The organism is Massilia putida (genome assembly GCF_001941825.1).
Taxonomy (GTDB): Bacteria; Pseudomonadota; Gammaproteobacteria; order Burkholderiales; family Burkholderiaceae_D; genus Telluria; species Telluria putida.
This window is the reverse complement of record NZ_CP019038.1, coordinates 2,014,643-2,027,902: the sequence shown is the minus strand read 5'-3', so window position 1 is coordinate 2,027,902 and position 13,260 is coordinate 2,014,643. Positions and strand designations below refer to the sequence as shown.

Here is a 13,260-nt window from a genome sequence, read left to right as displayed (position 1 = left end):
GGCTGGACGCGTGGGCGGCTCGGCCGTCCACGCGTTCAACGTGCGTCAGCGCACGTACATTCGCACTCCATCGGCCTAAGCTGGCGCCACTAATGCAGCCAATGGAGGCCATCATGCCCAAGGGAGCCAGCCCGAAACGCGAGCGCGAGTACAAGAAGCTCGAGACGGAATTCAAGAAGGAACACCGCTATCCCGGCCGCGAGGAAGAGGTCGCGTCGCGCATCGTGAACAAGCAGCGCGCCGAACACGGCGAGACGAAGCAGTCGTCGAGCGGCGGGTCGAAGCAATCCGCGAAAAAATAAAGCCTCCCGGGGTTCGACCCGGGAGGCCCGTGCGCACGGAACGGCTTACTTGTCGGTCACCGTAAAATCCCCGAACGCCTTCAGCTGCTCGCTGACGGCTTTCGGATCCCCTACGACGACGATGGACTGGTTCTCCGGCGCAAAATACTTCTTCGACACGTCGCGGACCTGCTCCGGCGTGACCTTTTCGATCAGCGGCACGTACTGGCCCAGGAACTCGGCCGGCAGGCCCACGAGCCAGTTGGCGGCCAGCGTGCCGGCGACCGCGCGCTGCATCTGGTTGCTCAGCAGGTAGCCGCCCGCCACGTAGCGCTTGTGCATGCGCATCTCGTCCGGCGAGACCTCGTCGGCGCCGATGCGCTTGTATTCGTTGAAATACTCCGTCAGCGCGGCGCCCGTGACCTCGTTGCGCACGTCCGCGCCGCCGACGATGCTGCCGCCTTCGCGCAGCAGGCGCGCGCCGGCCGAGGCGCCGTACGTGTATCCCTTTTCCTCGCGCAGCTTGATGTTCACGCGGCTCGAGAAGCCGCCGCCCAGGATCGTGCTGGCCAGGCGCAGCGGGATCTGGTCGGTGCTTGTCGCGGCGATGCCCGGGCTGCCCAGGCGGATCGTCGACTGCACGCTGCCGCCACGCTCCAGCAGCACGTGCACCGGCTTCGCGCTGGATGGGGCCTTGCGGGTCTCGGCCGCGGCCGGGCCGCTCGCTTTCCAGTCGCCGAACGCCTGCCGGGCGAGCTTCAACGCGTCGGCTTCCTTGATGCGGCCCGTAATCACGAGCAGGGCGCGCTCCGGACGGAAGCGCTTCGCGTGCTCGCCGCGCAGCAGTTCCTCGGTCGTCGACTCGATCGATTCCGCGGTCGGCGTCGTGTGGCCGTACGGGTGGTCGCCGTAGATGGCGCGGTTGATCGCGCGCTCGGCGCGGAAGCGCGGCTGCGTCTCGGACACGCGCAGGCTTTGCAGCGCGTTCGCCTTCGCCAGCGCCACTTCGTTGGCAGGGAAGGACGGGGTGCGCACGACTTCGGCCAGCAGCTGCATCATCGGCCCGGCCTGCGACGCGAGGGCGCTGGCCTGGACCGAGATGCCATCCGCGCTGGCGCTGGCCGCGACGGAGCCGCCCATGCCTTGCGCGCCTTCCGCGATCGCGCGCGAGTCGTGCTTGGCCGTGCCTTCGTTCAGCAGGCCGGCCAGCAGGTTGGCGAAGCCCGGGTGAGCCGCATCGTCGGCGGCGAGACCGGCGTCGCGCACGGCTAGCACCATGTCCACGCGCGGGATGCCGGTGCGCGGCACGATCCAGACTTGCAGGCCGTTCGGCAGGGTCTTCTTGCCGATGTGCGGGACGGGCAGGGGCTTGTCCTTCGCATAGGCCGGCATCGCGGCCGGCATGGCGTCTTTCGGCACGTCGACCGCCTGGGCCGAATGGGCGAACAAAGCGCCCACGATCATGGTCAGCATCAGTTTATTCATCGGGGCGCTCCTCATTTCTTCACTGTCGGCTTCACTGCGGGCTTACGGTCGATGACGGTGCGGTTCGTCTTCGTCAGGTACGTGGCCGCCACGCGCTGCAGGTCGGCGGACGTGACGCCCTCGATCCAGCCCGGCACCTTGTTGACGACGTTGGCGTCGCCCCACAAGGTTTGCAGCTTGGCGAGCGTGTCGGCGCGCGACAGGATGTTTTCCAGGTCGTTGTTCCAGTCGGCCAGCATGCGGGTCTTCACGCGCTTCAGCGTCGCGGCGTCGACGCCGCCCTTGGCGACCTTCGCGATCTGCTCGTCCATCGCGGCGAGCATCGCGTCGGCGCTGCTGTTCGGCTTGTACAGGCCGAACACGGTGAACAGCGTCGGGCCGCCGTACTCGAACGGGCCGGTGAGGCCGAAGCCGCCCTGGACGTTCAGCGCGATCTCGCGGCCCTTCACCATGTTCTGGTAGAACAGCGAGGCGTCGCCGCCGGCCAGCAGTTCGGACAGCACGGCCATCGGGGCCTGGTCGGGGCTGCCCTGCGGCGGCACCTTCCAGCCGACGGCGACGGCCGGTACCTGGGCCAGCGCGTCGCTTTGCTCGATACGCTTTTCCTGTGTGTTCAAGCCTTCCGAGAAATCCGAACCTTTCGGGCCGGGCCGGGCCGGGATGCCGCCGAAGTATTTCTGCGCCAGCGCGAAGCCCTGCGCGGGCGTGACGTCGCCGGCGATCGCCAGCACGGCGTTGTTCGGGCCGTAGTAGTCGCGGTGGAAGGCGCGCACGTCGTCGAGGCTGGCGCCTTCGAGGTCTTCGAAGCTGCCGTAGCCGTCGTGGTTGTTCTCCCATTTCTGGAAGCCGAGCTGGCTGATGTCGAGCCAGTAGAAGCCGCCGTACGGCTGGTTCTTGACGTTCACGCGGATCTCTTCCTTGACCACGTCCTGCTGGTTCTTCAAGGTGGCCGGGTTGAAGTCGAGCGTCTTCATGCGGTCCGCTTCGAGCCACAGGATCGGCTCGAGCGACGACACGGGCGCCGTCTCGATGTAGTTGGTGAAGTCGGGGCGCGTGGACCCGTTGTTGCGGCCGCCGCCGCCCGTGATGGCGCGGTCGAACACACCCTTCGGCGCGTTCGGCGTGCCCTGGAACATCAGGTGCTCGAACAAGTGGGCGAAGCCCGTGCGGTTACGCGGCTCGAGGCGCATGCCGACGTGGTACACGACGGACACGCCGACGGTCGGCGAGCTATGGTCTTCGGAGACGACGACCGTCAGGCCGTTGTCGAGCTTCTTGACGTTGACCGGCAGGGTCCACTGGTCGCTGGTCGCGGCGTACGCGGTCAGCGAGAGCGACAAGCCGGCCAGCAGGGCGGGCACGTGGCGCAAGCGCATTGATCACCTTTTATCGTTATGGGTTGGGGGCTTCAAATTTATCTTAACGCAACAAATGCATGAATGGCATGATTTGTTGATGCATACATCGATGACAAACGGTGACAAACGGTGACATTTGGACGCATGCGGGCGCGCGATAATGACCGGCTGGCTTATGCATGCCAGCCACGTCCCCGTGTCGCTCAGGCGGTCATTTTTGCAGTTCGTCGCAATCCGCTGGGTGGGCACGGTAGGTCCGCGTATCCTGTTTTCAACCTACTTACCTTCACAAAACAAAAACAGGATTCGGAGATTCGGATGAACAAGATTTTCGCGCTCGCTCCAGTGGGCGCCGCCCTGTGTGCCGCCCTCGGTGCCGCGCACGCCGCGCCCGACGTCGCGACCGAGACGCGTCCCGTCGATGCCCGCGTCGTGCGGGTCAATGTGGACGGCGCCGTCGACCTGAAGATCCGCCAGGGCGGCACGCCGGCGCTGACGCTCACGGGCGAACCGCGCTACCTGCAGCGGACGGTCACGTCGCAGAGCGGCGATACGCTGCACATCGATACGGACATCCGGGGGCACGTGCGTACCGGGTCGCTGCATGCGGAACTCGTGCTGCCGGCGCTGCGCGCGGTGACGTCCGAGAGCCTGGGGACGACGGAGATCACCGGCTTTTCGGGCGACGAACTGGACCTGACACTGGACGGCGCCGGCTCGATGAAGATTTCCAGCAGCTACCGGCTCGTGCGGGCCAGCCTGGGCGGCATCGGCAGCATGCAGATGCAGGGATTGAACGGGGACGGTATCGAATTGAATCTGCAGGGGGCCGGCTATATCTCGCTGGCCGGGCGCGCCAAATGGCTCAAGGCGGACCTCGGCGGCCTGGGCAACCTGGACGCCCAGCAGTGTAATGCGGACTCCGTCGACATCGACCTGTCCGGCCTCGGCAATGCGAGCGTGACGGCGCGCCAGACCGCGAACCTGAACTTGTCCGGCATGGGGTCGGTGACGGTGTACGGCAAGCCCCAGAACCGCAAGGTCGCAGTCGACGGGCTGGGCAAGGTGAGCTGGAAATAGACGTATCTCGAAGTAAAAGAATAAAGAGGCGAAGGCCTCACGATCCGAACGAGACAATGAGAAAACAGACCGTTGCGATCCTGTTCGCGCTGGGCCTGCACGGTAGTGCGATGGCCGGCCTCGCGGAAGGCGCCAATGCCTACAATGCCCGCAATTACGCGCTGGCCCTGAAGGAAATCACGCCGCTTGCCAAGGCCGGCAACGCGGACGCGGAGCATTTGCTCGGCCTGATGTACTACATGGGCCGCGGCGTGCCGCGCGACTACAAGCAGGCGTTTTCCTGGCACTACAAGGCCGCCGTGCAGGGCAAGGCCGATGCGCAGTACGTCATCGGCGCCATGTACTACACCGGCAATGCCGTCCCCCAGGATCAGAAACTGGCCGTGCAATGGTTCCGCAAGGCCGCCGAGCAGGGCCATCCGGACGCCCAGCACGCGCTCGCCCTGATGTACCGCTACCACGTGGCGGGGATGCCCCAGGACCTCGTCATCGCCTACATGCTGTGCAACCTCGCCGCCGCCAACGGGCACCGCAACGCGATCGAACAGCGCGCCTCGCTCGTCAAGCAGATGACCCAGGAGCAGATCGACGAGGCGCAGGCGATGTCGCGCAACTGGAAGCCCGGCATGCCGCTGCCGACGTCGTCGCACACGGGCGGCGGCGGTTCCTGAACGGTTGAGTTGCTTCCTGATCTAAGGAGGATACCGACGCAGGTATGAGGCATTGTCCTACGCGCGCATGGCGAATCCTTGGTGTCCCGGTCGCCTCGTCGGGACTACGATTGTGACCTCTCAAGCAGTTTTCATGAGCAGTACGACAACTCAACCATTTGGAGGCAATCATGGCAAACCAAGGTAACCAAGGCGGCAACAAGGGCAACAACCAGAGCGGCGACACCAGCAACCGCGGTTTCGCATCGATGGACCCGCAGAAGCAGCGCGAAATCGCCTCGGAAGGCGGCAAGGCTGCCCACGCTTCGGGCAACGCCCACGAGTTCACGTCGGAAGAGGCACGCCGTGCCGGCTCGATGAGCCACAAGAACGACGGCGGCAGCCAGCAGAGCCAGGGCGGCGGCAGCCAGCAGAGCGGCAACAGCACCCGCGGCGGCACGCCGGAGCAGCATGCCAAGGCCGGCTCGCAGAGCCACAAGAACGACAACAAGAAGTGACGTGATGCGCGTGCCCTGAACGCCGCAGGCAGGCGTCCGCCGGCGCCGCCGGTGAGTTCGCATGCTGCCTGGCCGTTCTGTATCGCACACACAACGTTTCCGACACCGCCAGCCCTTCGAGGCTGGCGGTGTCGTTTCGTGCGTCCGCCGCCTGGCGTGGTTACTACACGATCTCACATATTTGCAGTAAATTTACTACATTTTGCGCGCATCTGAGCATTTTGTTGCTCATTGTTAGCGTTAGCGGCCATTTTCTGGCGCGGCCATATTGGGCGATCCGGTCCGCTCGCGTACAATTGCTAGTTATTTAACTAGGGTATGCCATGCGTGCAATAGAAATCATCCAACCCGGCGGGCCCGGGGTGCTCAAGCTGTGCGAGCGCCCCGTGCCGCAGTTGAAGCCGGGTGAAATCCTTATCCGCGTCCTCGCGGCCGGGGTCAACCGGCCGGACGTGTTCCAGCGGCTCGGCCAGTATCCCGTGCCGCCCGGCGCGTCCGACCTGCCGGGTCTCGAAGTGGCCGGCGAGATCGTCGACGGCGACCTCGGCGACAGCGGATTCCGGAAGGGCGACCTCGTCTGCGCCCTCGTGCAGGGCGGCGGGCATGCCGAGTACTGCGCGGCCCCGCTGGCGCAATGCCTGCCGGTGCCCAAGGGCCTGTCCCCGCTCGAAGCGGCGGCGCTGCCCGAGACCTATTTCACCGTGTGGAGCAATGTGTTCCAGCGCGCAGCGCTGGCTGCGGGCGAGTCGCTGCTGGTGCAGGGCGGCAGTTCCGGCATCGGGACCACGGCGATCCAGCTGGCCAAGGCCCTCGGCCACCGCGTGTTCGCCACGGCCGGCAGCAAGGATAAATGCCGTGCCTGCGAAGACCTGGGCGCCGAACGCGCGATCGATTACAAGACCGAGGATTTCGCCGCCGTCATCAAGGAGCTGACGAACGGGAAGGGCGTCGACGTCGTGCTCGACATGGTCGGCGGCGACTACGTGGCGCGCGAGATCGGCTGCCTGGCGGACGACGGCCGCATCGTCATCATCGCCCTGCTGGGCGGCGCGAAGGCCAACGTCGACCTGGGCCAGGTGCTGCGCCGCCGTCTCACCATCACGGGTTCCACGCTGCGCCCGCGTCCGGTGGCGTTCAAGGCGCAAATCGCCCGCGAGCTGCGCGAGCGCGTGTGGCCGCTGCTGGAGGCGGGCAAGATCAAACCGGTCATTTATCAAACCTTCCCGCTCGAGGAAGCGGCCGCCGCGCATACGCTGATGGAAAGCAGCGCGCACGTCGGCAAGATCATGCTGAATGTCGCCGGGAACTGAGAACAATACAATGAATAAAGAACTGAACAACCATGCCAGGCCCGGTTTGACCGGTTTTTCAACGCCCGTTACAATAGCGGGTTATTTGACCGTGGGGTTGTGATGCGCGCCAAACTCATCGTAGGCAACTGGAAGATGAATGGCAGCCGCGCAGCCAACGTGACGCTGTTGAACGGCATCGTGGCCGGACTGGGTAACGCGCGCGCTTCCTGTGCCGTGTGCGTGCCGGCCCCGTTCCTGCAGCAGTGCGAGGAAGTATTGGCCGGTACGCCGGTCGCGTGGGGCGCGCAGGACGTGTCGATGCATGCGCCCGGCGCCTACACCGGCGAGGTGTGCGCGCAGATGCTGGCCGAGTTCGGCTGCCGCTACGTGATCGTCGGCCACTCCGAGCGCCGCGCCTACCATCGCGAAGACAGCGCGCTGGTGGCGAAGAAGGCGCTGGCGGTGCTGGCCGAGGGCATGACCCCGATCGTGTGCGTCGGCGAAACGCTGGAGCAGCGCGAAGCGGGCGAGACGGCGCAGGTGGTCGGCGCCCAGCTTGACGCGGTGCTGGAAGCGCTCGACGCGGCATCGGTGGATAGAATCGTCGTGGCCTATGAGCCCGTGTGGGCCATCGGCACCGGCCGGAACGCGACGCCGGCGATGGCGCAGGAAGTGCATGCGCAGCTGCGCGCGCAACTGCGGGCGCGCAATGCGGAGGCGGCGGACGTCGTGCCGATCCTGTACGGCGGCAGCATGAAGCCGGAGAATGCGAAGGACCTGCTGGCCCAGCCGGATATCGACGGCGGGCTGATCGGCGGCGCGGCCTTGAAGGCGGAAGATTTTCTTGCCATCATTCACGCGGCCTGATTGTTCCGGGTTGGAATTCCAGTCCGGGAGATGAGGCAAAACCGTCGTTCCCGCCCTAGCCGGGCGCCTTGGCGGGAGCCCATGCCGAGCGTGCCTGGTCGGCTCGGTATGGGGCCCCGCCTTCGCGGGGACGACGCAGTAGCAAAGTTTTTTGCAAACGTAGTAGTCAACCTTGGAATGGAATAAACAATGAACGTGTTGTTCAATCTGATCGTCGTCGTACAGGTCGTCTCCGCGCTGGCCATCATCGGTCTCGTGCTCGTCCAGCACGGCAAGGGTGCCGACATGGGCGCCGCCTTCGGTTCCGGCGCGTCCGGCAGCCTGTTCGGTGCCAGCGGCTCGTCGAACTTCCTGTCGAAATCGACGGCCGTCGCCGCCGCGATCTTCTTCGCGTCGACCTTGGGCCTGGCGTACTTCGGCACCAACCGTCCGCATGCGAGCGTCGGCGGCGGCGTGATGGAACACGTGACCGTTCCCGCGAACAAGGTGCCCGCCGGCGCCGGCGATGCCGTCCCGGCCACCACGCCGGCTCCTGCGCCTGCCGCACCTGCGGCGCCGGCTCCGGCCGCTACGCAAGACGTGCCGGGCGTCGCCACGCCGGCCGCACCGGCACCCGCGCCCGCCAAGTAATTTTGCGGCGCAGCCACTTCCTGCAAGCGCACGCAGGGTGGTGTACTATTCGGCGGGCTTCGGTCCGCCAGCGCCGGCGACCGGCTTTCCCGACTCGGTCGTCGTAAACACGGATTTTGAAAAGTTGGGAAAAAGAGTATTTTTTCTTGGTTTAGCGCAATTTGAGCATTGAAAAATGCTGCTAAGGCAGGGTAGAATACTGGTCTCCAGCCGACGTGGTGAAATTGGTAGACACGCTATCTTGAGGGGGTAGTGGCGAAAGCTGTGCGAGTTCGAGTCTCGCCGTCGGCACCAAGATACAAGAAGCCAGCTAGGGCGCATGAGCTTCCGCTCTCAGGCCTAGCTGGCTTTTTTACGAGGATCTGTCGGAGGCTTTGAAGAACCGTCCCAGCGGCGGCGCTTCTGGCCCGAGAAGCCCGGTCGTACGAACGTGCGGCGAGCCTCGAAGGTCGGGATCGGCAACGCGAAGCGGATGATTCAGTGTCTCCAGTCGTACGATCCTGGTGTAGGCAAAAAGCCAGGATTGCGCGATGCGGTACTGCAGCCCCTGCAGTGTTTTTTCAACCGATCGTTCAACTAAGGCTTCATCGTGAACCTCGAGAACTATTTCCCCGTTCTTCTCTTCATTGTGATCGGCACCGTCGTCGGCGTCGCCTCGCAAGTCCTCGGCCGCGTGGTCGGTCCCCATCGCCCGGATGCGGCAAAACTCTCCCCGTATGAATGCGGCTTCGAAGCGTTCGAAGACGCGCGCATGAAGTTCGACGTCCGGTACTACCTGGTCGCGATCCTGTTTATTTTGTTTGATCTGGAAACGGCATTCTTCTTCCCTTGGGGCGTTTCGATGCGCGACCTGGGCTGGACCGGATTCGTCACGATGATGGTGTTCATCGTCGAATTCGTCGTCGGCTTCTGGTACATCTGGAAGAAAGGTGCCCTTGATTGGGAATAAGCCATGGCTATTGAAGGCGTTTTAAACGAAGGTTTTGTCACCACCACAGCCGACAAGCTGATCAACTGGGCACGCACCGGGTCGATGTGGCCCATGACGTTCGGCCTGGCTTGCTGTGCGGTCGAGATGATGCACGCGGGCGCCGCGCGCTACGACCTCGACCGTTTCGGCGTCGTGTTCCGCCCGTCGCCGCGCCAGTCCGACGTGATGATCGTGGCCGGTACCCTGTGCAACAAGATGGCGCCGGCACTGCGCAAGGTCTACGACCAGATGGCCGAGCCGCGCTGGGTCATCTCGATGGGCTCCTGCGCCAACGGCGGCGGCTACTACCACTACTCGTACTCCGTCGTGCGCGGCTGCGACCGCATCGTGCCGGTCGACGTCTACGTCCCGGGCTGCCCGCCGACCGCCGAGGCTCTGCTGTACGGCATCATCCAGCTCCAGAATAAGATCCAGCGCACCAATACCATCGCGCGATAATCCAAGCCGGTTTCAACCATGACGACAAAAATCGAAGCCCTCGAACTCGCCCTGAAGAATGCTCTGGGCGAGGGCGCTGCCATTACCGTGGCGCTGGGCGAAGTAACGGTAGTTGTGAAGGCCGCCGACTACCTGGCCTCCATGCAGAAGCTGCGCGACGATCCCGCGCTGCGTTTCCAGGAACTCGTCGACCTGTGCGGCGTCGACTATTCGTCCTACGGCGAAGGCACGTGGGACGGTTTGCGTTTCGCGGTCGTATCGCACCTGCTGTCGATCGAGCACAACTGGCGCGTGCGCGTCCGCGTGTTCTGCCCGGACGACGACATGCCGCTGGTCGACTCGATCACCGGCATCTGGCGCAACGCCAACTGGTTCGAGCGTGAAGCGTTCGACCTGTTCGGCATCCTGTTCGAGGGCCACGGCGACCTGCGCCGCATCCTCACCGACTACGGCTTCATCGGCCATCCGTTCCGCAAGGACTTCCCGATCTCGGGCTATGTCGAGATGCGTTACGACCCCGAGCAGAAACGCGTGATCTACCAACCCGTGACGATCGAGCCGCGCGAGAACATCCCGCGCGTGATCCGCGAAGAAACCTACGGGATGAAATAATGGCTGAGCTTAAAAATTACACCCTGAACTTTGGTCCGCAGCACCCGGCAGCGCACGGCGTGCTGCGTCTCGTGCTGGAGCTGGACGGCGAGGTCATCCAGCGCGCCGACCCGCACATCGGCCTGCTGCACCGCGGGACCGAGAAGCTGGCCGAGACCCGCACCTACCTGCAGTCCGTGCCGTACATGGACCGCCTCGACTACGTCTCGATGATGTGCAACGAGCACGGCTACGTGCTGGCCATCGAGAAGCTGCTGGGCATCGAAGTGCCGATCCGTGCGCAGTACATCCGCACGATGTTCGACGAGATCACCCGCATCCTGAACCACCTGATGTGGCTGGGCGCGCACGCGCTGGACATCGGCGCCATGGGCCCGTTCCTGTACGCGTTCCGCGACCGCGAAGACCTGTTCGACGTCTATGAGGCCGTGTCGGGCGCGCGCATGCACGCGGCCTACTACCGCCCGGGCGGCGTGTACCGCGACCTGCCGGACGTGATGCCGCGCCACCGCGAATCGCCGCTGCGCAGCAAGAAGGCCATCGACGAACTGAACGAGACCCGCCAGGGTTCCGTGCTCGACTTCATCGAGTCGTTCACGAAGCGCTTCGACGGCTATGTCGACGAATACGAGACCCTGCTGACCGACAACCGTATCTGGAAACAGCGTACCGTCGGCATCGGCGTCGTGACGCCGGAAGACGCGATGGGCATGGGCTTCTCGGGCCCGATGCTGCGCGGCTCGGGCATCGCCTGGGACCTGCGCAAGATGCAGCCGTACGCCGCCTACGACAAGGTGGAATTCGACGTCCCGGTCGGCACCAACGGCGACTCGTACGACCGCTACCTCGTGCGCGTCGAGGAAATGCGCCAGGCCAACCGCATCATCAAGCAGTGCGTCGCCTGGCTGAAGGCGAACCCGGGCCCGGTGATGACGAACAACCACAAGGTCGCCCCGCCGTCGCGCGTGGACATGAAGACCAACATGGAATCGCTGATCCACCACTTCAAGCTGTTCACCGAAGGCTTCCACGTCCCGCCGGGCGAAGCCTACGCGGCCGTCGAACATCCGAAGGGCGAGTTCGGCATTTATATCGTCTCGGACGGCGCCAACAAGCCGTACCGCCTGAAGATCCGCACCCCGGACTATGTCCACCTGCAGAGCCTGGATGAAATGGCGCGCGGCCACATGATCGCCGACGCCGTCACCATCATCGGCACGCAGGACATCGTGTTCGGCTCGATCGACCGATAAGAAGGGTAGAAAAGATTATGTTATCTGAGCAGTGCTTGAAAAAAATCGACCGCGAGTTGGCCAAGTATCCGGCCGACCAGCGCCAGTCGGCCGTGATGGCCGCGCTGGCCCACGCGCAGGTCGAACTGGGTTGGCTGTCGCCGGAAACGATGCAGGAAGTGGCCGACTACATCGGCATGCCCGCCATCGCCGTGCAGGAAGTGGCCACCTTCTACAACATGTACAACATCAAGCCGGTCGGCAAGCACAAGATCACCGTGTGCACCAACCTGCCGTGCGCGCTGTCGGGCGGCGAGCGCGCCGCCCAGCGCATCAAGGATGCCCTGGGCATCAATTTCCGCGACACGACCGAAGACGGGCAGTTCACGCTGCTCGAAGGCGAATGCATGGGCGCCTGCGGCGACGCGCCGGTCATGCTGGTGAATAACCACCGCATGTGCTCGTTCATGTCGGACGAGAAGATCGACGCCCTGCTGGAGGAACTGAACAAATGACCAGCCTGCACGACCGCCACATCAATCCGCTGATCCTGAAGGACCTGAACGGCGACAACTGGCACCTGGAAGACTACGTCAAGCGCGGCGGCTATTCCGCGCTGCGCCGCATCCTGGAAGAGAAGATCACGCCCGAGCAGATCATCGCCGACCTCAAAACGTCCGGCCTGCGCGGCCGCGGCGGCGCGGGCTTCCCGACCGGCCTGAAGTGGAGCTTCATGCCGCGCCAGTTCCCGGGCCAGAAATACCTCGTCTGCAACACCGACGAAGGCGAGCCGGGCACGTTCAAGGACCGCGACATCATCCGCTACAACCCGCACGCGCTGATCGAAGGCATGGCCATCGGTGCGTACGCGATGGGCATCACCGTGGGCTACAACTACATCCACGGCGAGATCTTCCAGGAATACCTGCGCTTCGAAGAGGCGCTGGAAGAGGCGCGCGCCGCCGGCTTCCTGGGCGATAACATCCTGGGTTCGGGCTTCTCGTTCCAGCTGCACGCGCACCACGGCTACGGCGCCTACATCTGCGGCGAAGAAACCGCGCTGCTGGAATCGCTGGAAGGCAAGAAGGGCCAGCCGCGCTTCAAGCCGCCGTTCCCGGCCTCGTTCGGCCTGTACGGCAAGCCGACCACGATCAACAACACGGAAACGTTCGCAGCCGTCCCGTTCATCCTGAACCTGGGCGCCGCCGAGTACATGGCGCTGGGCCGCCCGAACAACGGCGGTACGAAGATCTTCTCGATCTCCGGCGACGTCGAGCGTCCGGGCAACTACGAAGTCCCGCTGGGCACGCCGTTCTCCAAGCTGATGGAACTGGCCGGCGGCATGCGTGGCGGCAAGAAGATCAAGGCCGTCATCCCGGGCGGTTCGTCGGCACCGGTCGTGCGCGGCGATGTCATGATGCAGACCGACCTGGACTACGACTCGATCGCCAAGGCCGGTTCGATGCTGGGTTCGGGCGCCGTGATCGTCATGGACGAGACCCGCTGCATGGTCAAGTCGCTGCTGCGCCTGTCCTACTTCTATTACGAGGAATCGTGCGGCCAGTGCACGCCGTGCCGTGAAGGTACGGGCTGGATGTACCGCATGGTCCACCGCATCGAACATGGCCAGGGTCGTCCGGAAGACATGGACATGCTGAACTCGATCGCCGACAACATCCAGGGCCGCACCATCTGCGCACTGGGCGATGCCGCCGCGATGCCGGTTCGCGCCATGATCAAGAACTTCCGCGAAGAATTTGAATATCACGTCGAGCACAAGCACTGCCTGGTGCCGACTTACCTCTAAACCAGGTCAGGTAACGATC

The 13,260-nt window shown here is 64.4% G+C and carries 15 protein-coding genes and 1 tRNA gene; 14 read left to right on the top strand and 2 right to left on the bottom strand.

Features of this window, described 5'->3' with window-relative positions:
- Positions 1-113 precede the first annotated feature (113 nt).
- On the top strand, positions 114-302 hold the full coding sequence (locus BVG12_RS11250) for a hypothetical protein (RefSeq protein WP_075796307.1): 189 nt from the start codon (positions 114-116) through the stop codon (positions 300-302).
- Positions 303-347: 45 nt separating this feature from the next.
- Here the strand turns inward: BVG12_RS11250 and BVG12_RS11245 are convergent, their stop codons facing one another.
- On the bottom strand, positions 348-1,766 hold the full coding sequence (locus BVG12_RS11245; RefSeq protein ID WP_075792463.1) for a M16 family metallopeptidase: 1,419 nt from the start codon (positions 1,764-1,766) through the stop codon (positions 348-350).
- Between the two features lie 11 nt (positions 1,767-1,777).
- Positions 1,778-3,142 (bottom strand): M16 family metallopeptidase, encoded by a 1,365-nt coding sequence (locus BVG12_RS11240; RefSeq protein ID WP_075792462.1) that lies wholly within the window; start codon positions 3,140-3,142, stop codon positions 1,778-1,780.
- Between the two features lie 300 nt (positions 3,143-3,442).
- Here BVG12_RS11240 and BVG12_RS11235 point away from each other — a divergent pair, with 300 nt between their 5' ends.
- The 13 genes from BVG12_RS11235 to nuoF all read left to right on the top strand — a co-directional run bounded on the left by BVG12_RS11235 (position 3,443) and on the right by nuoF (position 13,241).
- Complete coding sequence (locus BVG12_RS11235) at positions 3,443-4,204, top strand: GIN domain-containing protein (RefSeq protein WP_075792461.1); 762 nt, start codon at positions 3,443-3,445, stop codon at positions 4,202-4,204.
- A gap of 56 nt (positions 4,205-4,260) precedes the next feature.
- Positions 4,261-4,875 (top strand): tetratricopeptide repeat protein, encoded by a 615-nt coding sequence (locus BVG12_RS11230; RefSeq protein ID WP_075792460.1) that lies wholly within the window; start codon positions 4,261-4,263, stop codon positions 4,873-4,875.
- Positions 4,876-5,045: 170 nt separating this feature from the next.
- Positions 5,046-5,372 carry a KGG domain-containing protein gene (locus BVG12_RS11225; protein ID WP_075792459.1) on the top strand — a complete coding sequence of 109 codons (327 nt, stop codon included), beginning with the start codon at positions 5,046-5,048 and terminating at the stop codon, positions 5,370-5,372.
- A 323-nt stretch (positions 5,373-5,695) separates the two neighbouring features.
- A complete protein-coding gene (locus BVG12_RS11220; protein WP_075792458.1) occupies positions 5,696-6,682 on the top strand; it encodes an NAD(P)H-quinone oxidoreductase in 987 nt (328 codons plus the stop codon).
- Positions 6,683-6,784: 102 nt separating this feature from the next.
- Entirely contained in the window at positions 6,785-7,531 is a 747-nt protein-coding gene (gene tpiA, locus BVG12_RS11215; RefSeq protein WP_075792457.1) for a triose-phosphate isomerase, read from the top strand.
- Positions 7,532-7,720: 189 nt separating this feature from the next.
- Entirely contained in the window at positions 7,721-8,161 is a 441-nt protein-coding gene (gene secG, locus BVG12_RS11210) for a preprotein translocase subunit SecG (RefSeq protein WP_075792456.1), read from the top strand.
- Positions 8,162-8,370: 209 nt separating this feature from the next.
- Positions 8,371-8,455 (top strand) — tRNA-Leu (locus BVG12_RS11205).
- 295 nt (positions 8,456-8,750) lie between these two features.
- Entirely contained in the window at positions 8,751-9,110 is a 360-nt protein-coding gene (locus tag BVG12_RS11200; protein ID WP_075792455.1) for an NADH-quinone oxidoreductase subunit A, read from the top strand.
- A gap of 3 nt (positions 9,111-9,113) precedes the next feature.
- Positions 9,114-9,590 carry a NuoB/complex I 20 kDa subunit family protein gene (locus BVG12_RS11195; RefSeq protein WP_036230641.1) on the top strand — a complete coding sequence of 159 codons (477 nt, stop codon included), beginning with the start codon at positions 9,114-9,116 and terminating at the stop codon, positions 9,588-9,590.
- An 18-nt stretch (positions 9,591-9,608) separates the two neighbouring features.
- A complete protein-coding gene (locus BVG12_RS11190) occupies positions 9,609-10,202 on the top strand; it encodes an NADH-quinone oxidoreductase subunit C (RefSeq protein WP_075792454.1) in 594 nt (197 codons plus the stop codon).
- Positions 10,202-11,455, top strand: a complete 1,254-nt coding sequence (locus tag BVG12_RS11185; RefSeq protein WP_075792453.1) for an NADH-quinone oxidoreductase subunit D — start codon at positions 10,202-10,204, stop codon at positions 11,453-11,455. The genes BVG12_RS11190 and BVG12_RS11185 overlap by 1 nt, the downstream gene beginning before the upstream one ends.
- Positions 11,456-11,472: 17 nt before the next feature.
- The gene (gene nuoE, locus BVG12_RS11180) at positions 11,473-11,949 is read left to right on the top strand and encodes an NADH-quinone oxidoreductase subunit NuoE (RefSeq protein WP_075792452.1); all 477 of its coding nucleotides are present in this window, start codon (positions 11,473-11,475) and stop codon (positions 11,947-11,949) included.
- Positions 11,946-13,241: an NADH-quinone oxidoreductase subunit NuoF gene (gene nuoF, locus BVG12_RS11175; RefSeq protein WP_075792451.1), complete on the top strand. Its 1,296-nt coding sequence runs from the start codon at positions 11,946-11,948 to the stop codon at positions 13,239-13,241. Before nuoE ends, nuoF begins: the two co-directional genes overlap by 4 nt.
- Positions 13,242-13,260: the final 19 nt, after the last annotated feature.